Source organism: Nonomuraea sp. MG754425 (assembly GCF_021699195.1).
Classification (GTDB): domain Bacteria; phylum Actinomycetota; class Actinomycetes; order Streptosporangiales; family Streptosporangiaceae; genus Nonomuraea.
The window spans coordinates 1-19,148 of record NZ_SSXE01000107.1; the positions used below are offsets into that span (position 1 = coordinate 1).

Genomic DNA, 19,148 nt, shown 5'->3' on the forward strand with positions numbered 1-19,148 from the left:
CCGATGCACGAGGCGGTCGGGCCGCCGGGCGACGGCTCGACCGCCTCGTGCATCGGACCGTCCTCGATCACAGGGCGGCCTCAACCGCCGTGCGCGCGGCGATCCTGGCCGACAGCACGTGCTTGCACGGCCCGCGCGACCCCCGGTGGTCGAACCACCACGGGCAGTTGCACGTGCCCTCACCGACGCGCACCCGCCGCAGCCCGCCGTCGGTGGTCACCTCGGCGTGGTCGTCGGGCAGCAGGCGGACGGCCCCCGCCTCGACGAGCTTCCTGGCCGCCGTGAGGCGCGGATTCAGCTCGGCCACCTGGTCCTTGTCGTAGGGCAGCTCGCGGTGGAAGTGGGCGGCCTCGTGCAGGTCGTAGCCGACCCGCCCGGACGTGCCGAGCTGGGTGAGCGCCGCGCGGACCCGCTCGACGGGCAGCCCCGAGCGCTCGGCGAGCAGCCCCAGCTCGACGGTGGGCTCGAAGTTGAGCAGCATGCCCACGAGGTCGGCGTCGGCCGCGGCCTCGTCGGTGGCCAACGCGTCGAGGACCTGGCCCTCGCCGGAGAAGCCGCGCCACGGCTCCGGCGAGACGGCCAGCGTGTACCGCATGCCGGGCAGCTCCAGCTCCCAGGCCCCGGCGGTGGACGAGCCGTCGGCGGGCCCGTAGACGCGCAGCGCCTTGGCGAAGCGCAGCAGCGGCAGCAGTGTGGCCACCCGTCCGGCGCCCGACAGGCACACGCCGCCGCGCCCCGGCCCGGAGGACAGGCGCAGGTCGCGCCCGGCGGGCACGGCCCAGACGGTGGAGCGGGCGCCCTTGGGCAGGGAGCGCAGGAACCGTACGGCCTGCGGCCCGGCCAGTTCGGCCCGCAGGTCCCAGCCGGCGGCCATCACCTGCACCTCGGCGAACCCGCGCAGCCACCGGGTCGGCAGCGGCACCTTCTTCTCCACCACCGCGCCGTCGAGCGTGGTGACGGCCAGTTCGTCGGGGCCGACGCCGACGTGGAGCGGGTCGCGTCCGCCGACCCTGGCCAGCGCCTCCCGCAGCGGGCCGTTGACGTCGACGTTGGTGGTGCCCCGGTCGAGCACGTCACCGTCGAGGGCGAGCACGTCGAGCCGGGCGTAGACGCCGCCGCAGGCCGAGAACGACTCGAACCTGAGCCGCCCGCCGTCGCACGTCACCACCGGGTCGCGGGTCCAGCCCGGCCGGGGCTGGTGGTAGCGGGCGAGCGCCACGTCGGCCACGGCCAGCAGCCCGGCGGCGGCGGGCGCGGCGTGGGTGAGCAGGCCGCTGAAGAACCGGGGGTGGGCCGCAGGGCCGGATAACGCCGTGCCGCCGGAGGTCGAGAGGCCGAGCCTGCCGTCGGTCAGCACGGACGGACCGGCGTAGGTGTAAGCCTGTACCGCAGAAGTCATGCCCCGAACGATAGAGATGATCACCGACACAATCGGGGCCCGTACGTAAACCATCCGATGCGTGACATGAGGTGCAAAAGCACAATGGGGCTGGTGCTCACCGTCGATCTGGCCCGTGTCGCCTTCACCCGCTTCACGGTGTCCCCTGAAGCGACCCCCGAAGCGACCGCGCCCCCCGGAGCCGGGACGACGGCAGACAGGACGACGGGAGCCGGGAGGTGGATCGGCGGCGAGCGCCCGATCGGCTTCCCCGCCACCCAGATCGTCCCGTCGTGGACCGCGCGCACCCCGCCGGGCACGTGGATCGAGGTCGCGCTGCGGGCCAGGACCGCCTCCGGCGACCTCACCAAGTGGTACGTCATGGGCCGCTGGTCCGAGCACGGCCGTCCGCGCACCTCGGTGCCCGGCCAGGGCGACGAGGACGGCGACGTGGCGGTGGACACGTTCGTGGCCAGACGGCCGGTGACGGCCTACCAGGTACGGATCACCGGGCACGGCGCGGGAGCCCTGGTGACGGGGCTGGGCGTGATGGCCTCCGCGCTGCCGCGGCAGCCTCCGCCGCCGAGCGCGCCGGGGCCCGGCGGGGCGGTCGAACTGGCGGTGCCCCCGTTCTCGCAGCACGCGCACGCCGGCCACCACCCGCGTTACGACGGCGGGGGCGCCAACTGGTGCGGCCCCGCCTCGGTGGCCATGGTGCTGGCCTTCTGGGGCCGCGGGCCCGCGCCGGACGAGCTGGCCTGGGTGGGCGACGGCGATCCGGCCCCGGCTGTCGACCACGCGGCGGCGGGCACGTACGACGAGAGCTACCAGGGCACCGGCAACTGGCCGTTCGGCGTGGCGTACGCGGGGCGGTTCGGGCTGGCGGGGTTCGTGACGCGGCTGCGGTCGGCGGCGGAGCTGGAGCGGTTCGTCCGCGCCGGGATCCCGGTGATCACCTCGCAGTCGTTCAAGGCGCACGAGCTGCCCGGCTCCCGCTACTCCACCAACGGCCACATCCTGGTCGTCACCGGCTTCACGGCCGGGGGCGACGTCGTGGTGAACGATCCGGCCGCGCCCGACGCCGAGGTCCGGCGGGTCTATCCGCGGGCGGCGTTCGAGCACGTGTGGCTCAGGAGCTCCGGCAGCGGCGGCATCGCGTACGTCCTGCATCCCGCGGACATCACTCTTCCCCCTTCTACCGACGGCAATTGGTGAGTTCATGAGCATTCGACCGATCGACGTGGCCCGTACCGACGGCGGCCCTCAATGGGTGGAGGCGGTGGCCACGCCCGCCGGTGTCGAGGTCTGGTGGGACGAGCCGCGTCCGCACGAGGGCGGCCGGCGCTGCGTGGTGCGCCGCCTGCCGGACGGCTCCCGCGCGGACGCGCTGCCCGCGGGCTGGAACGCGCGCAACCGGCTCGTCGAGTACGGGGGCCGGTCGTGGCGTCCGCTGCCCGGCGGCGGGCTCGTCTTCACGAACTGGGCCGACCAGCGCCTGTACCGGCTGGACGGCGGCGACCCGGTCCCGCTCACGCCGGAGGGCCCGTCGCGCTACGGCGACCTCTACCTCCCGCCGGGCCGGGACGAGGTGTGGGCGGTCAGGGAGCTGTCCGACGTGCGGGACCTGGTGGCGGTCCCGCTGGACGGCGGCCCGCTCAGGGTCATCACCAAAGCCCAACATTTCTTGATGAATCCCCGCATCTCCCCCGATGGCCGCCATGTCGCCTGGATCGGCTGGGACCACCCGAACATGCCGTGGGACGGCACCGAACTGTGCGTGGCCCCGCTGCGCGCGGACGGCACGGCCGGGCCGTACGAGGTGGTCGCGGGCGGCCCGAGCGAGTCGGTGTGCCAGGCCGAGTGGCGCGACGCCACCAGCCTGTACGCCGCGACGGACCCGACCGGCTGGTGGAACGTGCACCTCGTCCCCCTCGACGGCTCGCCCGCCCGCAACCTCACCCCGATGGAGCTGGAGTTCGGCACGGCGACGTGGAAGCCGGGCACGGCCTGCTTCGCCGTGGCCGGGGACGGCCGCCTGGTCGTCGTGCACGGCACCGCCGACCACCGCCGCCTGGGCGTGCTCGACCCGGAGAACGGCGAACTGCGGGAGATCGGCGGCCCGGCCACGTTCTGGTCCTCGACCGTCTCCGTCGCCGACGGCAGGGCGGCGGCCGTGCGGGCGACGCCGTGCACGCCGCTGGAGGTCACGCTGGTCGGCCTGGACGACGGCGGGCACGAGGTGGTCTCGGCCCCCAAGCCGCTGCCGGAGCGCGCCCTGCTGCCGGATCCGGAGGCGGTGACGATCGAGGGGGTGCACGCGCACCTGTACCCGCCGTCGGGGGCGAGCGGCCCGGGACCGTACGTGATCTTCGTGCACGGCGGCCCGACCGGGAACCTGCCGATCGTGCTCGATCTGGAGATCGCCTACTTCACCAGCAGGGGCATCGGCGTGGCCGTGGTGAACTACGGCGGCTCCACCGGCTACGGCCGCGCCTACCGGGAGCGGCTGCGCCACCAGTGGGGCGTGGTGGACGTGCACGACTGCGCCAGGGTGGCGCGCGGGCTGGTCGAGCTGGGCCGCGCCGACGCCGCCAAGCTGGCCATCAGGGGTGGCAGCGCGGGCGGCTGGACCACGGTGGCGGCGCTCGTGCACAGCGACGTGTTCGCGGGCGGGGTGGCCCACTACGCGATCACCGACCCGGAGAGCTGGGCCGCCGAGACGCACGACTTCGAGTCCCGCTACCTCGACGGGCTGGTGGGCCCGCTCCCGGAGACGCGCGAGCGCTACACCGAACGCTCCCCCCTGCTGAACGCCTTCCGCGCCTCGGGCCCGTGCCTGATGCTGCACGGCCTGGAGGACGCGATCGTGGACGTCTCGCAGGCCGAGCGGTTCACCGCCGAACTGGACCGGCACGGCAAGGAGTGGGCCCTGCGCACCTTCCCCGGTGAGCAGCACGGCTGGCGCAGGGAGGAGACTGTCGTCGCGGTGCTGGAGGCCGAGCTGGCCTTCTACGGGCTGATCTTCGGCATGGAGACGCCCGAGGTGCCGCCGTTGTCCTTGAAGGGAAGAGTGTGAAGAGCGTTGCCGAGATCTGCTCGGATCTGATCAGGTTCGACACCACGAACCCGGGCTCGGGAGAGCGCCCGGCGGCCGAGTACGTCGCCACGCTGCTGGCCGACGCGGGCCTGGAGCCGGTGGTGTTCGAGTCCGCGCCCCGGCGGACCACGGTCGTGGCCAGGATGGACGGCGACTCCTCCGACGCGCTGCTCGTCCACGGCCACCTCGACGTGGTGCCCGCCGACCCGGCGGAGTGGCGGCTGCACCCGTTCTCCGGGGAGATCGAGGACGGCTGCGTCCACGGGCGCGGCGCGATCGACATGAAGGGCTCGTGCGCGATGACGCTGGCCGCCGTGCTCGGGATGCGGGCGCGCGGCGAGCGGCCGAAGCGGGATCTGGTGCTGGCGTTCCTGGCGGACGAGGAGGCCACGGGCGACTACGGCTCGCGGCACGCGGTGAGCGAGCACCGCGAGTTGTTCGACGGCGTGAGCCAGGCGATCAGCGAGTCCGGCGGCTTCAGCGTCGCCTCCGACGGGCACCGGGTGTACCCGATCGCGGTGGGCGAGCGCGGCACCGCCTGGATGAAGGTGACGGCGCACGGGGTGGCCGGGCACGGGTCGCGCCCGGCCGTGGACAACCCGGTCGCGACGCTGGTGCACGCGCTGTCGCGGGTGGCCGCGCACCAGTGGCCGGTGCGCCTGACGCCGTCGGTGGCGGCGCTGGTCCAGAGCCTGTCGGAGATCACCGGCCGGCCGATCGACCTCGACCGGCTGGACGACGAGGCGGCCCGGCTCGGCCCGCTGGGCGGCCTGTTCGAGGGCCAGATCCGCAACTCGGCGAACCCGACGATGCTGGAGGCCGGGTACAAGGTCAACGTCGTGCCCTCGACGGCGTCGGCGCACGTGGACGGACGCTACCTGCCGGGCCTGCAGCAGGAGTTCCTGGAGACGATCGACCGGCTGCTCGGGCCGAAGATCACCCGCGAGTTCGTGAACCTCGAGGAGGCCCCGGACGCGCCCTACCCGTCGCCGTTCTTCGACGAGCTGGCCGGGGCGCTGGTGGCCGAGGACCCGCAGGCCAGGCCGGTCCCGTACGTGATGGCCGGGGGCACGGACGCCAAGTCGTTCGCCAGGATCGGCATCGAGGGCTACGGGTTCGCCCCGCTGATGCTCCGGCCCGATCTGGACTACTTCGGGATGTTCCACGGCAAGGACGAGCGGGTGCCGGTGGAAGGGCTGGAGTTCGGCACCCGGGTCCTGACCCGCCTCCTGACCTGACGCCTGATCGCCGGGCCCGCGCGAGGCCGGCCCGGCGGTCAGGCGAACTTGCTCTTCGGGCGCTCCTGCAGCACGCCGTCCACGTACACGTCGAGCTTCTCGTCGTAGAAGGCGATCAGCCCGGCGATCTTCTCGCTCTCGGGCAGCGGCGTCCGGTACGACCAGGCGAGGTCCTCCTCGCCGTTGACCGCCCAGTACTCGGCCGTGCCCTTGTACGGGCAGTGCGTGACGGTGCCGGTGCGCTCCAGCAGGTCGAGCCGTACGTCGGTCTTCGGCAGGTAGTAGCGGGTGGGCAGGCCGGTCTCGAAGAGGATGCGCGGGGCGCGCGAGTCGGCCACGGTCACGCCGTCGACCTCGATCCGCACGTGCCGCGAACCGGTCAGGATGTCCACCCTCGTGTACGGGTCGCGCGGGTGGACGTACACCTCCTCGTCCTCCTCGAACCAGGCGTCCATGGCCGCCCATTCGAAGCGGACGTGCCCGCGGAGTTGCTCCAGCGGCGAGTCGGGGTAGGCCAGCGCCGCGTCGGCGGCCTCGGCGGCGCCGGAGGTCACGGTGTAGAGCACCGCCTCGCCCCGGCTCGGCGAGTGCCGGGTGGCCCCGCTCGCCTTCAGCGCGGACGCGTCCACGTCGTCGAGCGGGAAGTAGTAGGTGGGGTAGTACGGGACCTCCCACACCAGCAGGGCGCGGGTGGTGTCGGCCACCACCCGGCCGCCCAGGTAGGTCCGCACGCGCTTGGCCGTGCGCTCGACACGCACCCGGCCGCGGTTCGTGGCATCCATGTACGCGCCAACCCCGCGCGCGCCACCCCTATTCCGGCGGCGGTCAGCCGACCCCGAAGGCGGTCAGGGTCGCCCACGTGGTCAGCGCGCCGACCGCCGCTCCGGCCGCGACCTGGGCCGGGGTGTGGTGCGCGAGCCGTACCCTGGCCCAGCACACCAGCCCCACGACGGCCGCGCCCGCGATCGCGGTCGGCCACGGGGGCAGCACGTGGGCGAGCACCACGACGGTGCCCGCGGAGACGGCGGCGTGGAAGGAGATCTTCCAGCGCAACGTGATCGGCACGGTCACGGCCAGCGCGACCAGCATCGCGGTCACGGTCGCGACGAGCAGCGTCGGCGCGCCCAGCACCACCAGCAGCGCCAGCGCCAGCAGCACGGCGGCCACGGCCGCGAGCAGCGGGCCGGTGCGCCGGGCGCGGTCCACGATGTGGTGCGAGTCCAGCTTCCCCGAGCGCACCCCCACCGCGATCACCGCGGCCGGCACGCCGCCGCAGAACGCCGAGGCCATCAGGCCCCACGCCGCGCCGCTCCACCCCTGGGCGATCAGGCCGACGACCGGGGGCATCATGATCACCAGCACCTGGGGCGCCAGCACGTTGGTCACCCGTTTCGCCACAAGGTCGGCCGTCATGCGGAAACCCTACGCGATCATGCACACCGCGCCGCGCAGGGACGCCGCCGCCGGAAGCGGATCAGCCCTTGCCGGCCGCGTTGACGATGCGGGTGGTCGAGCGGTCGGCGATGGCGGACATCTCCCAGCACTCGGCTCCGAGGATGGCCGCCGCCGCCGCGCGGGCGCCCGCGTGGGGGTCGCCCGCCGTGTGCGCCAGGGCGGCGGGCCGCATCGGGGCCAGCAGGTCGATGTAGTCTTCCGGCCCGTGCGCCTCGGGCGGGCCCGTCACGATGAAGACGCCGGTCACGAAACGGAGCGCGGCGAGCACCTCGGCCCGCTCCGCCGAGGGGTTGAACGGGCGGCTCGGCCCCTTCCAGGCGCGCACGCGCGGATCGTCCTCGACGCCGACGATCAGCGGCAGCCCGCGGGCCGCCACCGCGCCCAGGTAGCGCACGTGGCCCACGTGCAGGATGTCGAAGACGCCGGTCACGACTGCCGCCCCCGGTCGCTCGTACGGCTGCGTCCAGACGGCCTCCAGGCTGCTCACGTGACCTCCCGCTCCCCCATGGGCCTAGACGACTCGTCGATCGCAGCGTACTCGGTCGGCGCACCGGCACGTGCAGGCGACCTCGGGAAAGGTCATTCCTACCTTTTCGCGATAATCTCCGGGCCACCCCCGGCGCGTCTCATAACGTCACCGGATTTGGGGGAGGTCGCCGTGGCATCGCCGGACTCGAACCACGCGAATGGAGACGATCAGCCCGGCGCAGGCGACGTCGTGGCCCGGTTGCCGGGGACGCCGTCGCAGGTGGCCAGGGCCAGGCAGCTCGTCACGGCGGCGCTCGGGCGCGATCACCCGCTCTACGACGAGGCGGTGCTGCTCACCAGCGAGCTGGCCACGAACGCGGTCCTGCACACCGAGTCGGGCTCCGGGGGCTCGTTCACGGTGACCGTGAACAGCACGGCGACGGCGGTGCGGGTGTTCGTCGCCGACGGGGGCTCGGAGCAGCCGCCGTGTGTGTGCCGCGCGAACGCACGTGCCACGAGCGGGCGCGGCCTGCCGCTGATCGAGGCGCTCAGCGACCGCTGGGGGTTCACCCGCGAGGAGGGGGCCACCACGGTCTGGTTCGAGATGTCGCACGACCGGCTGCCCGCCCAGGTGGCGGTGTAGCCGGGGTTCCGGACCGTCCCGAGCCCGGGTCGCCCGGGGTTCCGGCCCGGCCCGGCCTTGATCGGGAGCCGCTCCCGCAGGAGCATGGTCGGCGGGACCCGAGGACGGGAGACGACTCGGCGTGAGTGAGCACGGCGTGGACGAACAGGGCGTGGACGAACACGGCGGCATCAGGAAGATCGAGCGGCCCGGCCCCGCGCCGCGACCGCGCACCTGCCCGATCGGCCGGGCGGACGACGGCGTCTGGCAGGTGAGCGGCCAGGCGGCGGCCCGCGCCGTGCTGCGCAGCGACGCCACCGTGCAGGCCGGTCTCGGCATCGAGACGATGAACAAGCTGCCCACGAGGATCCGGCGGCCGGTGTTGTACCGCGACGGCCCCGAGCACCGCGAGGACCGGCGGCAGACGGCCCGCTTCTTCACGCCCCGCCGGGTGGACGAGCGCTATCGCGCGATGATGGCGCAGGTCGCCGACGCGCAGCTCGCCAAGCTGCGGGCGGCCGGCACGGCGCAGCTCTCCGAGCTGAGCTTCGGGATGGCGATCGAGGTGGCGTGCACGGTCATCGGGCTCACCTCCAGCAGGCCCGGCCTCCGCGAGCGGCTGGAGCGCTTCTTCCCCGAGAAGTTCGGCCGGCCGGGCCTGAGGAGTTTCTCGGGCGTCTACTGGGCCGTCCGGCAGAACGTCAACTGGCTGCGCATCTACCTGGGCGACGTGCGCCCCGCGATCCGCGCCCACCGCCGCGAGCCACGCGACGACCTCATCTCCCACCTGCTGGACGACGGCTGCTCGGCCCCCGAGATCCTCGGCGAGTGCCTGACGTTCGCGGCGGCCGGGATGGTGACCACCCGGGAGTTCATCTGCGTGGCGGCCTGGCACCTGTTCACCGACGACGCGCTGCTGGCCCGCTACCGGGCGGCGGACGAGCCGGAGCGGCTGGCCGTGCTGCACGAGATCGTCCGGCTGGAGCCGGTGGTGGGGCGGCTGCGGCGGCGCACGACGGCCGCGATCGAGCTGCCGACCCCCGGCGGCCCGGTCACGGTGCCGGCCGGCGAGGTGGTCGAGGTGCTCGTGGACGCGGTCAACGCCGATCCCGACGCCGTGGGGGCCGAGCCGCTGGCGGTGCGGCCCGGCCGGGCGATCGAGGGCGGCGCGGGGGCCGCGGCGCTGGCGTTCGGCGACGGCCCGCACAAGTGCCCGGGGGCGGGGATCGCGATCCTGGAGACCGACGTCTTCCTCAGCCGGCTGCTCGCCATGGAAGGGGTCGGGATGGCTGAGGCTCCGAGGGTGACGTTCAACAACGACATCGGCGGATACGAGATCAGGGGCCTGGTCGTCAGCGTGTCATGAGCCGTCCCCGTCCGGGCCGGCGGCCTCGCAGGCGTGCAGCCTGTCGCGCAGGTGCGCCCGCTCGGGCTCGCTCCCGGCCAGGGCGAGGGCCTCGCGGTAGGCGCCGGCGGCGGCCCGGTGGCGGCCGAGCCGGCACAGCAGTTCGGCCCGCGCCGCCGCGTACGGGTGGTGGCCGCGCAGCAGCGGCTCCCCGGCCAGCGCGTCGAGCAGCGCGAGCCCGGCCTCGGGACCGTCGCGCATGGCCACCGCCACGGCCCGGTTGAGCGCGACCACGGGCGACGGCGTGAGCGCGAGCAGCACGTCGTACAGGGCCACGATCTGCGGCCAGTCGGTGGTGGCCACGCTGTCCGCCTCGTCGTGCAGGGCGGCGACGGCGGCCTGGACGCCGTACGGGCCGGGCGGACCTCCGGTGAGCGCGGCGACCACGAGGTCCTGGCCCTCCTCGATCATCGCGCGGTCCCAGCGGCCGCGGTCCTGGTCGCCGAGCAGCACCAGCTCGCCGCCCGACCCGACGCGCGCCTCGTGGCGGGCGTGGACGAGCAGCATCAGGCCGAGCAGCCCGGCGCTCTCCCGCTCTCCGGGCAGCAGCCGGCGCAGGATGCGCGCCAGCCGGATGGCCTCCTCGGCCAGGTCGAGCCGCTGCAGGTGGGGGCCGGAGCTGGCGGCGTACCCCTCGGTGAAGATCGAGTAGATCACCTGGAGCACGCCGGGCAGCCGTCCGGGCAGCTCGTCCGCGCCGGGGACGCGGAACGGGATGCGGGCCTCGCGGATCTTCTTCTTGGCCCGCACGATGCGCTTGGCCATGGTGGCGGCCGGCAGGAGGAAGGCCCGCGCGACCTCCGGCGTGCTCAGCCCGGCCAGGCAGCGCAGCGTGAGCGCGACGCGGTCCTCGGCCGACAGCGCGGGGTGGGCGCAGGTGAAGAAGAGCTGCAGCCGCTCGTCGGGCAGCCCGCCGTCGAGGCCGGCGGGCGCGGCGGGACCCGCCCGGTCGGCCTCCACCTGGAGGACGGCCAGGCGCGCGGCGTACGTGCGGTCGCGGCGCAGCCGATCGACGGCGCGGCGGCGGGCGGTCGTCATCAGCCACGCGCCCGGGTTCGGCGGCACGCCGCCGGCCGGCCAGTGCACCAGCGCCGCCTCGATGGCCTCCGAGGCGACCTCCTCGGCCAGGTCCAGATCGCCGAACCGGCGCACCAGGGCGGCCAGCAGCCGGCCGTGCTCCTCGCGGAAGACCGCCTCGACGGACGCCGTCCCGCCCCCGCTCCCGTGTGTCACCCGCGACCGGTCCGGCTCAGCCGAAGTCCGCGACCGGCCGGACCACGACGGAGCCGCCGCCGCGCGCCCCGGGGCAGCGGGCCGCCCAGTCGAGGGCGACGTCGAGGTCGGGCACGTCGATGACGTAGAAGCCGCCGAGGACCTCCCGCGTCTCGGCGAACGGCCCGTCGGTGACGGCACGCTCCCCGGACGGGCCGACGCGGACGGTGGTGGCGGTGGTCAGGTCGGCCAGCGACTCGCCGCTGACGTAGGCGCCGGACTCCCTGACGGTCTTGTCGTAGGCCACCCACTCCTCGAACGAGGCCGCCCCGGCGTCGTCGTCGCCGGTGGCGGCACTGTTGATCAGCAGCATGTACTTCACGGTGGTTCTCCTGTGTCGTCCGCGCGGCGGTGGCGCCGCGTCCCCATCTCCACGAACGGGAAGGGCGCGCGAGGACACACCCCGGAGACTTTTCTACCGTCGCCTGCCGGATGCGCGGGCCGCGCTCAGGCGAGGTCGAGGCGGCACAGCCCTTCGGCCAGGGCCTTGGTGGTCAGGCGGGTGCGGCTGTCGCAGCCGAGCTTGGCGAAGATGTGCTCCAGGTGCGTGGTGACGGTACGCACGCTCAGCACGAGGGCGGCGGCGATCTGCGGGTTGGAGTCACCGGCCGCCACCCGGGTGAGGACGTCCACCTCCCGCCCCGTCAGCTCGTACGGCAGCCGGCACGGCCGTTCGGCGGCCACCGCGCCCTGCACCGAGCCCTGGAACCCGACGCCCGCCCGCAGCAGCCGCACCTCGTGCCAGCGGCCGTCGGCGCCGAGCCAGAGCCCGTGGCGGCTCAGCTCGCGCGAGTCGATGAACGCCCGCGCGCAGGCGGCCATCGCCGGGTCGTCCCACAGCGCCGGTGAGCTCTCGTGGCCGGGCACCGCGCGCCGCCTGCCGAGCCGGTCGAAGGCGACGGCGCGGAAGTCGGCGGGCAGCCCCACGGGGTCGATCACGCACCTGCTCAGGTCGGTGACGTGCGCCAGCAGCGGGCTGACGGCCGTGACCAGCGCCCCGGTGATCCGGGGGAAGCCCTGCCGGGTGGTCAGGTGCAGCAGCCCGGTGTAGCGGCCCTCGTCGAGGAAGAGCGGCGCGGTGAGCCCGGCCCGCCAGCCGTAGGGGGCGAGGTGGCGGCGGAAGTAGCGCTCGGTGCCGGGCTCCGGCATGGGGACCGGCGCGCGGGTGGTCATGGCCCTGCGGTACGCCTCCAGCCCGGCGTACTCCTCGGCCGCGTCGTCGTCGATGCGCGGGTGGCCGTCGGAGACGACGCTGTGGTGCCGGCCCGTGGCGGGGTCGTAGGCGACGAACTCGTAGGCGTCGAGCGGGACCACGCGGCGCAGCGCCGCCATCGCCCCGTGCGCGCCCCCGCCGCCCGCCACCTGGTAGCCGACCTCGGCGAACGCCTGGAGATGGCGCACGTCCACGGTGATCTGGGCCACGCAGCTTTTATATCACTTGACGATCTCCAGGCCAGGGATCCATCAGGGCGTGCCCCGGCCGGTGCGGTGGAAATCAAATGGGTAACAGAGGCTTCCCTGATCACGCAAACGGCTCGTAAAGTCCCTGCAAAGCCGTGTCGGGGAAGGACTGACTTGACCGAGCTGAGCGATCGTGAGGCCGAACTCGTCTCCGCCCACGAGCAGGAACGTCCGGCGCGGCAATTGGGCGGACCGCTCAAACTCGGCGTCTGGGTCGTGGGCGGGCTGCTTTCCGCGTACTCGCTGGTGGTGGTGTTCCGGCCGGTCGAAGCGATCGAGCACCGGATGACGTTCCTGGCGGTGGCGCTGCCGCTGGTCTTCCTGTGTTACCGCTCCGGCCTCGCGCCGCAGGTCCGGCGGCTGCTGCGGCGGCCGGAGCCGGCCGCGCCCGCCGGGCGTCCGGGGGTGGAGTGGCCGAACGCGGCCGACTGGCTGCTGGCCGCCGCGTCGCTGGCGGTGCTGGTCTACCCGCTGCTCGACATCGACGGGTTCCGCGATCGGGGCTCGGGCGCGGCGCTGACGGACCTGGACGTCGTGGCGGGCGTGCTGCTGACGGTGTTGCTGCTGGAGGCGGTACGGCGCACGGTCGGCTGGTCCTTCGCCATCATCTGCGCCATTTTCCTGCTTTACACCTATTACGGCTCATATTTGCCTATTGATTGGTCTATTGGCCACTCTGGGTTCGATATCGGACAAATCGTGTCGCAGCTCTACACCGGCACCGAAGGCTTCTTCGGCGTGCCGATGCAGGTGGCGGCCAGTTACATCATCCTGTTCACCATTTACGGCGCGGTGCTCGACTACTCGGGCGCCAGCAGGTTCTTCATCGACCTGAGCTTCGCCGCCTTCCGCAGGTCCCGCTCGGCCCCCGGCCGCACCGTCACCACCGCCGGCTTCCTGCTCGGCACGGTGTCCGGCTCGGGCGTGGCCACCACGGTCAGCCTGGGCAGCGTCGCCTGGCCGGTGCTGCGCCGGGCCGGCTACCCCAGGGAGCAGGCCGGCGGCATCCTCGCCGCGGGCGGCATCGGCGCCATCCTGTCGCCGCCCACGCTGGGCGCGGCGGCGTTCATCATCGCCGAGTACCTCGGGGTCGGCTACCTCCAGGTGCTCCTGTACGCGACGATCCCCACCCTCCTGTACTACCTCGGCATCTTCCTGGCCATCGAGATCGACTCGCGGCGTTTCGGCACCGAGGCCGTACCGGTGGACGCGCCCAGGCCCGGACGGCTGCTGCTGCGCTTCGGCTACCACTTCAGCTCGCTGATCCTCATCATCGTGCTGATGGCGCTGGACCGCTCGGCCTTCCAGGCGGTGGCGATCGCCACCGCGATCGCGTTCCTGCTGTCCTTCCTCGACCCCGAGCGCCGGATGGGGCCGAAACGCATCGGGCAGGCGCTGGCCAAGGGCACGCTGGAGGTGCTGCCGGTGACCGCGGTCTGCGCGGCGGCGGGCATCATCGTCGGCGCGATCACGCTGACCGGCCTCGGGCAGAAACTCGCCGACATCATCGTGGACATCGGCGCCGGCAGCCTGATCCTCACGACCGTCATGGCGGCCATCGCGGTGCTGCTGCTCGGCCTGGCCGTGCCGGTGACCGCCAGCTTCATCATCGCCGCCGTGATCATCGGGCCCGCGCTCTTCGACCTCGGGGTCACCAGGCCCGAGGCGTACATGTTCGTCTTCTACTACGCGGTGCTGTCGGAGGTGAGCCCGCCCACGGCGCTGTCCGCGGTCGCGGCGGCGGCGATCACCGGCGGCAACACGTACCGGACCATGATGCTGACCTGGCGTTACACGTTGCCGGCGTTCCTGGTGCCGTTCGCCTTCGTGCTGACGCCGAACGGGCAGGCGCTGCTCGGGCAGGGGCCGATCGGCACCGTGCTGCTGATGACCGCCGTCTCGGCGATCGCGGTGGCCGCCCTCGCCATGGCCACCGGCGGGCTGGCCGCCTGGCCGGAGCGGCTGCTCGCGGCGGTCGCGGCGGTGCTGCTGCTGTTCCTCGAACCCGTCCCCATCGTGACCGGCCTGGCCGTGCTGGCCGTGGCCGTCGCCGTGCACCTCATCAGAAGAAGGAGAAGGAACCCAGCGTGAAGCGCATTCTCACGATCGTCGCCGCCGTCCTGGTCGCGGCGGGCTGTGGCGGCCAGGGCGCGGGCGGGGGCGCGGGCAACCGCATCTCGATCGCCACCGGCGGGACGACCGGCGTCTACTACGTCTACGGCGGCGGCCTGGCCAAGCTGCTCTCGTCCGGCATCCCCAACACCAACGCCACCGCGTCGGTCACCTCGGCCTCCGTCGAGAACATCAAGCTGCTGGCCTCCGGCAAGGCCCAGATCGGCTTCTCCCAGGCCGACACGGCCGCCGACGCGGTCAACGGCAAGGACACCTTCACCACCAAGCAGCCGATCAAGGCCCTCGCCCGCATCTACGACAACTACGCGCACGTCGTGGTCGCCCCCGGCGTGGACGCGACCAAGATCGCCGACCTGAAGGGCAAGCGCGTCTCGCTCGGCCCCGCCAACTCCGGCACGCAGGTCGTGGCCAGGCGCATGCTGAAGGCCGCCGGGATCGACCCCGACACCGGCGTCACCAAGCAGCAGCTCTCGATCAACGAGGCGGTGCAGGCGGTCAAGGACGGCACCATCGACGCGTTCTTCTGGGTCGGCGGCCTGCCCACCGCCGGCATCACCGACCTCGCCACCAGCAGGCCGGACATGAAGATGCTCGACGCCGGCGACGTGCTGGGGACGATGCACACCACCTACGGCGAGCAGTACGTCGCCCTCGACGTGGACATGGCCGCCACCTACAAGCTGTCCGGCTCGCTGAAGACCGTCGGCATCGCGAACGTGCTGCTGGTGCCGGACTCGATGAGCGAGCAGCTCGCCCACGACATCACCAAGCTGCTGTTCGACAAGAAGGCCGATCTGTCGGCCGTGCACCCGGAGGCCCAGAAGCTCGACCCGGCGCTGGGCCGGCAGGTGGCCCCGGTCGAGCTGCACCCGGGCGCCGCCCGCTACTACCAGGAGCTGGGCTGAGCCTGACGGGCCGGTTTCCGGTGGCGCTCGCGCTGGTGGCGGCGCTCGGCTCCGGCGGCGGCGCGGGACGCCCGGCCGTGAACGGCCTGCCCGTCGTGGCGGGCGCCTTCGCGATCGGCTACGTGCACTCGATCTACCGCGCGCCCTCCGCGGAGGTGTTCACCGTGGAGGGCCGCCGCTTCACCATGCGGGCGGTGCTGTCGGTGAACGAGGGCGTGCTGGACTACTACGCGGTCGAGGGCGAGCGGGTGCGCCTGCCGGGGGACGTGTGGCTGCTGCGGCTGGCCGAACCGGCCTCGTACGAGGAGCTGTCGCTGCTCACGACCTCGATCGGGCGGCGGACGGTCGTCTCGGGCGGTCGCTGCCTGCCCCTCTACCCGGCCACCGGCGCGCGCGAGGTGCGGCTGACGGTCGGGCTCACCCAGGACGCGCACGGCGGGCCGTGCGATCACAACCAGTCCTTCTTCTTGAAGACGATGTACAACCCCACCGACATCGCCACCATCAGCACCGAGGACACCCAGAAGCCCCAGACCTCCCCCGTGCCCGGATAGGGCAGGTTCTGGCCGTAGAAACCGGTGATCGCGGTGGGCACGGCGATGATCGCGGCCCAGCTCGTCAGCTTCTTCATGATCTCGTTCAGCCGGAAGCCCTGCTGGGCCAGGCGGGTCTCGCGGACGTTGGCGAGCATGTCGCGGATGGACTCCACCCCCTCGCTCACGCGCAGGACGTGGTCGTCGACGTCCTGGTAGTAGGGGGTCATCTCGGGGTCGCCCACCACGTTCTGGTCGTGGCGGAGCAGGGTGCCGATCACCTCGCGCATGGGCATGGTGATCCGGCGCAGCTTGGTGGTGTCCTTGCGCAGCAGGTACATGGACTGCTGCAACGCCCGGCCGTCGCGCACGTTCTGCGCGAACAGCGCCTCCTCCATCGCCTCGACCTGGCCGTCGAGCTCCTGCACCAGGTCGTACTGGCGGTCCACGACGTAGTCGAGCAGGCCGTGCAGCAGGAACGTCACGCCGTGCCCGGCCATCCGGGAGGCGGCGTCCCACCGCCTGACCACGCCGCCGATGTCGAAGTGCTCGTTCTCCCGCACGGTGACCAGGGCGTTGGGGGTGACGAAGACGTTCACCTCGACGGGGACGAGGCGGCCGGCGTCGAGGTGGGCCCCGTACACGGTGATGAACAGGTGGTTGTCGTAGACGTCCACCTTGGGCCGCTGGTGGTCGCCGAGAACGTCCTCCACCGCCAGCTCGTGCAGCCCCAGCTCCTCGCTGATCACGCCGAGCTGATCGGGCGACGGGGCGCACAGGTCGAACCAGACCGTGTTGCCGGGGTCCGCCAGGTAGTCGGAGACCTCCTCGATCGGGAAGCCCACCTTCTCCAGGACGCCACGGCGGTAAAGGCGTGTGTTCACCGGCAGAGTCTGGCAAATCGTCTGGCGTTGCGCACGGCGGCCCCTCCCAGGTCGTTGTTGAAGTAGACGTAGGCGTCGGGCCAGCCCGCCTCCCGCAGCCGGGCCGCCCAGGTGCGCAGGGCGCTCTCACCGTACTCCACGCCCGAGCGGCCCTGGTGCAGGCGCAGGTAGCCCCAGTCGGCGGTGCGCCAGAGCGGCGTCAGCGGCCGGCTCAGCCGGTCGGCCCAGCACAGGGCGGCGCAGCGGGCGCGCAGCAGGTCCCGCACCTCCTCGGTCCACCAGGACGTGTGCCGCGGCTCCACGGCCACCCGCACGCCCTCGGGGAAGCAGCCGAGGCACCGGTCGAGCCGCGCCGGGTCGGCCTTGAGCGTCGGCGGGAGCTGCAGCAGGATCGGGCCGAGCTTCTCCTTCAGCCCGGCCGCGGCGGCCATCAGCCGCGCGACCGGCTCCTCCGGCTCGTCCAGCCGCTTGATGTGGGTGAGGTACCTGCTCGCCTTCACCGCCATCACGAAGCCGGGCGGCGTACGGTCGCGCCAGGCGGCGAACGACTCGGCGCTCGGCAGCCGGTAGAAGGCGTTGTTGCTCTCGACGGTGGCGAACTCGGCCGCGTACGTCTCCAGCCAGAGCCGCTGCGGCACGCCCTCCGGGTAAAGGACCCCCCGCCAGTCCCGGTACTGCCATCCCGAGGTCCCCACCAGCCGTGTCATGCCGTCTGGCCTACCCCGCAGGGCCGGGTGCAGTACAACTGTCCTAGTTCGTCAGCCGAGGAGGACTTTCCACGCAATGGGCGCCAACCACGCGCACAGCACCGCCGTCCCTCAGTCGCGGCGCACGGTGGTGGCCGGTCTGGCCGTCCTGGTGCCGCTGGCCGTCGTCACGCTGGCCGCCCTGGTGTGGCTCTGGCCGGACGGCGGCGAGGAGGCCGCCCAGGCGCGGTCCGGCGTGCAGCGGCTCGCCGGCACGGTCGTCGGCGTCACGCTGAAGAAGTGCCCGGCCGCCCTGGAGGGCTCCCCGCAGCCGGACCCGGCCACCTGCGGCAACGCCGTCGTCAAGGTGGGCGACGGTCCGGACGCGGGCCGCGACGTCGAGCTCCGCCTGCCCAGCGGGCCGGGGGCGCAGCACTTCACCGTGGACGACGCCGTCATCCTGCTGCGCGCGGACGACGGCACGTACCAGATCTCCGACCACGACCGCTCGACGCCGCTGTGGCTGTTCGGGGCGGCGTTCGCGCTCGCGGTGATCGCCTTCGGGCGGTGGCGGGGGCTGACGGCGCTGGTCGGGCTGGCGTTCACGTTCGTGCTGCTGCTGACGTTCGTGCTCCCCGGCATCCTGGAGGGCCGGCCGCCCATGCTGGTGGCCATCGTGGGGGCCGCGGCGATCATGCTGACGGTGCTGTACCTCACGCACGGGTTCTCGTCGTCCACGTCCGTGGCCGTGCTCGGGACGCTGGCCAGCCTGTCGCTGACGGGGGCGCTGTCGTACGGGGCGCTCGGGTTCACCCGGCTCAACGGCGTCACCGACGACAGCGCGCTGGCCCTGGACATGAGCCTGTCCATCGACACGCAGGGCCTGCTGCTGGCCAGCATCATCATCGGCGCGCTGGGCGTGCTCGACGACGTGACGGTCACCCAGGCGGTCACGGTGGCCGAACTGGCCCGCGCCAACCCGTCCTACGGCTTCGCCCGCCTCTACCGGGCGGCGAGCCGGATCGGGCGGGCGCACATCGCGTCGGTGATCAACACGATCATCCTGGCGTACGCGGGGGCGTCGCTGCCGTTGCTGCTGCTGTTCAGCATCGGCGAGCAGCCCCTCGGGGAGGTGATGACGACGCCGGTCATCGCGCAGGAGATCGTCCGCAGCATCGTCGGCACGCTGGGGCTCATCGCGGCCGTCCCCATCACCACGGCCCTGGCCGCCCTGACGGCCTCCCGCCGGTGGGACGCCGACGCCGAACCGGACGAGAGCCCCTCCCCCCGGGGCGGCGGCCTGTTCTCCCGCCGCCCGCGCGCGGACGAGCACGACCACGACGACGACGGCTTCTTCTCCCGGCGGCCGGACCAGGACGACCACGACGACTTCTTCACCCCGCGACCCCACGCCGACGTGCCCGCGACGCACGCCGGGCCGTCCCCGTCGCCGGCGCAACCGCCGTCCTTGGCGCAACCACCGTCACTCGCGCAACCGCCGTCGCTGGCGCAACCAGCGTCATACCCGCAACCGCCGTCACAACCGCAAGCGCCGGCGCAGCTTCCGAGCCGCTCGGCCCGGCACCGCCGCCGCGCGGACCCCTGACGAGC

The 19,148-nt window shown here is 73.2% G+C and carries 18 protein-coding genes; 9 read left to right on the forward strand and 9 right to left on the reverse strand.

What is annotated here, in order from left to right; translation table 11 throughout:
* Nucleotides 1–67 precede the first annotated feature (67 nt).
* Nucleotides 68–1,399, reverse strand: coding sequence for an SWIM zinc finger family protein (locus FAF44_RS31685; RefSeq protein WP_237106985.1), 1,332 nt, complete (start codon nucleotides 1,397–1,399; stop codon nucleotides 68–70).
* An 84-nt stretch (nucleotides 1,400–1,483) separates the two neighbouring features.
* Here FAF44_RS31685 and FAF44_RS31690 point away from each other — a divergent pair, with 84 nt between their 5' ends.
* Genes FAF44_RS31690 through FAF44_RS31700 form a run of 3 tightly spaced genes read left to right on the forward strand, consistent with a single transcriptional unit; the run spans nucleotide 1,484 to nucleotide 5,713 of the window.
* A complete protein-coding gene (locus FAF44_RS31690; RefSeq protein WP_237106986.1) occupies nucleotides 1,484–2,593 on the forward strand; it encodes a C39 family peptidase in 1,110 nt (369 codons plus the stop codon).
* Between the two features lie 4 nt (nucleotides 2,594–2,597).
* A complete protein-coding gene (locus FAF44_RS31695) occupies nucleotides 2,598–4,454 on the forward strand; it encodes a prolyl oligopeptidase family serine peptidase (RefSeq protein WP_237106987.1) in 1,857 nt (618 codons plus the stop codon).
* Nucleotides 4,451–5,713: a M20/M25/M40 family metallo-hydrolase gene (locus tag FAF44_RS31700; protein ID WP_237106988.1), complete on the forward strand. Its 1,263-nt coding sequence runs from the start codon at nucleotides 4,451–4,453 to the stop codon at nucleotides 5,711–5,713. Before FAF44_RS31695 ends, FAF44_RS31700 begins: the two co-directional genes overlap by 4 nt.
* Before the next feature lie 38 nt (nucleotides 5,714–5,751).
* Here the strand turns inward: FAF44_RS31700 and FAF44_RS31705 are convergent, their stop codons facing one another.
* The 3 genes from FAF44_RS31705 to FAF44_RS31715 form a co-directional block, all read right to left on the reverse strand.
* Nucleotides 5,752–6,495, reverse strand: coding sequence for a DUF427 domain-containing protein (locus FAF44_RS31705; protein ID WP_237106989.1), 744 nt, complete (start codon nucleotides 6,493–6,495; stop codon nucleotides 5,752–5,754).
* A 43-nt stretch (nucleotides 6,496–6,538) separates the two neighbouring features.
* Nucleotides 6,539–7,126: a hypothetical protein gene (locus tag FAF44_RS31710; protein ID WP_237106990.1), complete on the reverse strand. Its 588-nt coding sequence runs from the start codon at nucleotides 7,124–7,126 to the stop codon at nucleotides 6,539–6,541.
* 61 nt (nucleotides 7,127–7,187) lie between these two features.
* Complete coding sequence (locus tag FAF44_RS31715; RefSeq protein WP_237106991.1) at nucleotides 7,188–7,655, reverse strand: adenylyltransferase/cytidyltransferase family protein; 468 nt, start codon at nucleotides 7,653–7,655, stop codon at nucleotides 7,188–7,190.
* Nucleotides 7,656–7,826: 171 nt separating this feature from the next.
* Here FAF44_RS31715 and FAF44_RS31720 point away from each other — a divergent pair, with 171 nt between their 5' ends.
* Nucleotides 7,827–8,279 (forward strand): ATP-binding protein, encoded by a 453-nt coding sequence (locus FAF44_RS31720; RefSeq protein ID WP_237106992.1) that lies wholly within the window; start codon nucleotides 7,827–7,829, stop codon nucleotides 8,277–8,279.
* 121 nt (nucleotides 8,280–8,400) lie between these two features.
* Nucleotides 8,401–9,624: a cytochrome P450 gene (locus FAF44_RS55995; protein ID WP_237106993.1), complete on the forward strand. Its 1,224-nt coding sequence runs from the start codon at nucleotides 8,401–8,403 to the stop codon at nucleotides 9,622–9,624.
* Here FAF44_RS55995 and FAF44_RS31730 read toward each other — a convergent pair.
* The 3 genes from FAF44_RS31730 to FAF44_RS56000 form a co-directional block, all read right to left on the reverse strand.
* A complete protein-coding gene (locus FAF44_RS31730) occupies nucleotides 9,619–10,896 on the reverse strand; it encodes an RNA polymerase sigma factor (protein WP_237106994.1) in 1,278 nt (425 codons plus the stop codon). The genes FAF44_RS55995 and FAF44_RS31730 overlap by 6 nt on opposite strands.
* A 16-nt stretch (nucleotides 10,897–10,912) precedes the next feature.
* The gene (locus FAF44_RS31735) at nucleotides 10,913–11,248 is read right to left on the reverse strand and encodes a YciI family protein (protein ID WP_237107065.1); all 336 of its coding nucleotides are present in this window, start codon (nucleotides 11,246–11,248) and stop codon (nucleotides 10,913–10,915) included.
* Between the two features lie 134 nt (nucleotides 11,249–11,382).
* Nucleotides 11,383–12,357 (reverse strand): helix-turn-helix transcriptional regulator, encoded by a 975-nt coding sequence (locus FAF44_RS56000; RefSeq protein WP_237106995.1) that lies wholly within the window; start codon nucleotides 12,355–12,357, stop codon nucleotides 11,383–11,385.
* A 153-nt stretch (nucleotides 12,358–12,510) separates the two neighbouring features.
* Between FAF44_RS56000 and FAF44_RS31745 the strand changes: the two genes are divergently transcribed.
* The 3 genes from FAF44_RS31745 to FAF44_RS31755 are packed head-to-tail and all read left to right on the forward strand — an operon-like array spanning nucleotide 12,511 to nucleotide 15,988.
* Nucleotides 12,511–14,487, forward strand: coding sequence for a TRAP transporter fused permease subunit (locus FAF44_RS31745; RefSeq protein WP_237106996.1), 1,977 nt, complete (start codon nucleotides 12,511–12,513; stop codon nucleotides 14,485–14,487).
* A complete protein-coding gene (locus FAF44_RS31750) occupies nucleotides 14,484–15,434 on the forward strand; it encodes a TAXI family TRAP transporter solute-binding subunit (RefSeq protein ID WP_237106997.1) in 951 nt (316 codons plus the stop codon). The genes FAF44_RS31745 and FAF44_RS31750 overlap by 4 nt, the downstream gene beginning before the upstream one ends.
* A 20-nt stretch (nucleotides 15,435–15,454) precedes the next feature.
* Nucleotides 15,455–15,988, forward strand: a complete 534-nt coding sequence (locus tag FAF44_RS31755) for a DUF1850 domain-containing protein (RefSeq protein ID WP_237106998.1) — start codon at nucleotides 15,455–15,457, stop codon at nucleotides 15,986–15,988.
* On the opposite strand, the gene FAF44_RS31760 is transcribed toward FAF44_RS31755, so the two are convergent.
* Nucleotides 15,883–16,851 carry a magnesium transporter CorA family protein gene (locus tag FAF44_RS31760; RefSeq protein WP_237106999.1) on the reverse strand — a complete coding sequence of 323 codons (969 nt, stop codon included), beginning with the start codon at nucleotides 16,849–16,851 and terminating at the stop codon, nucleotides 15,883–15,885. The genes FAF44_RS31755 and FAF44_RS31760 overlap by 106 nt on opposite strands.
* A complete protein-coding gene (locus tag FAF44_RS31765) occupies nucleotides 16,848–17,558 on the reverse strand; it encodes a DUF72 domain-containing protein (protein ID WP_237107000.1) in 711 nt (236 codons plus the stop codon). The genes FAF44_RS31760 and FAF44_RS31765 overlap by 4 nt, the downstream gene beginning before the upstream one ends.
* A gap of 76 nt (nucleotides 17,559–17,634) precedes the next feature.
* Here FAF44_RS31765 and FAF44_RS31770 point away from each other — a divergent pair, with 76 nt between their 5' ends.
* Nucleotides 17,635–19,143, forward strand: a complete 1,509-nt coding sequence (locus tag FAF44_RS31770) for a YibE/F family protein (RefSeq protein WP_237107001.1) — start codon at nucleotides 17,635–17,637, stop codon at nucleotides 19,141–19,143.
* The last annotated feature ends 5 nt before the right edge of the window (nucleotides 19,144–19,148 follow it).

Bases quoted from the DNA above. Each gene is read 5' to 3' on its own strand.
- FAF44_RS31770 (WP_237107001.1), top strand. From the start codon at position 17,635: ATGGGCGCCAACCACGCGCACAGCACCGCCGTCCCTCAGTCGCGGCGC.
- FAF44_RS31710 (WP_237106990.1), bottom strand. From the start codon at position 7,126: ATGACGGCCGACCTTGTGGCGAAACGGGTGACCAACGTGCTGGCGCCC.
- FAF44_RS31695 (WP_237106987.1), top strand. From the start codon at position 2,598: ATGAGCATTCGACCGATCGACGTGGCCCGTACCGACGGCGGCCCTCAA.
- FAF44_RS31735 (WP_237107065.1), bottom strand. From the start codon at position 11,248: ATGCTGCTGATCAACAGTGCCGCCACCGGCGACGACGACGCCGGGGCG.
- FAF44_RS31705 (WP_237106989.1), bottom strand. From the start codon at position 6,495: ATGGATGCCACGAACCGCGGCCGGGTGCGTGTCGAGCGCACGGCCAAG.
- FAF44_RS31765 (WP_237107000.1), bottom strand. From the start codon at position 17,558: ATGACACGGCTGGTGGGGACCTCGGGATGGCAGTACCGGGACTGGCGG.
- FAF44_RS31685 (WP_237106985.1), bottom strand. From the start codon at position 1,399: ATGACTTCTGCGGTACAGGCTTACACCTACGCCGGTCCGTCCGTGCTG.
- FAF44_RS31690 (WP_237106986.1), top strand. From the start codon at position 1,484: ATGGGGCTGGTGCTCACCGTCGATCTGGCCCGTGTCGCCTTCACCCGC.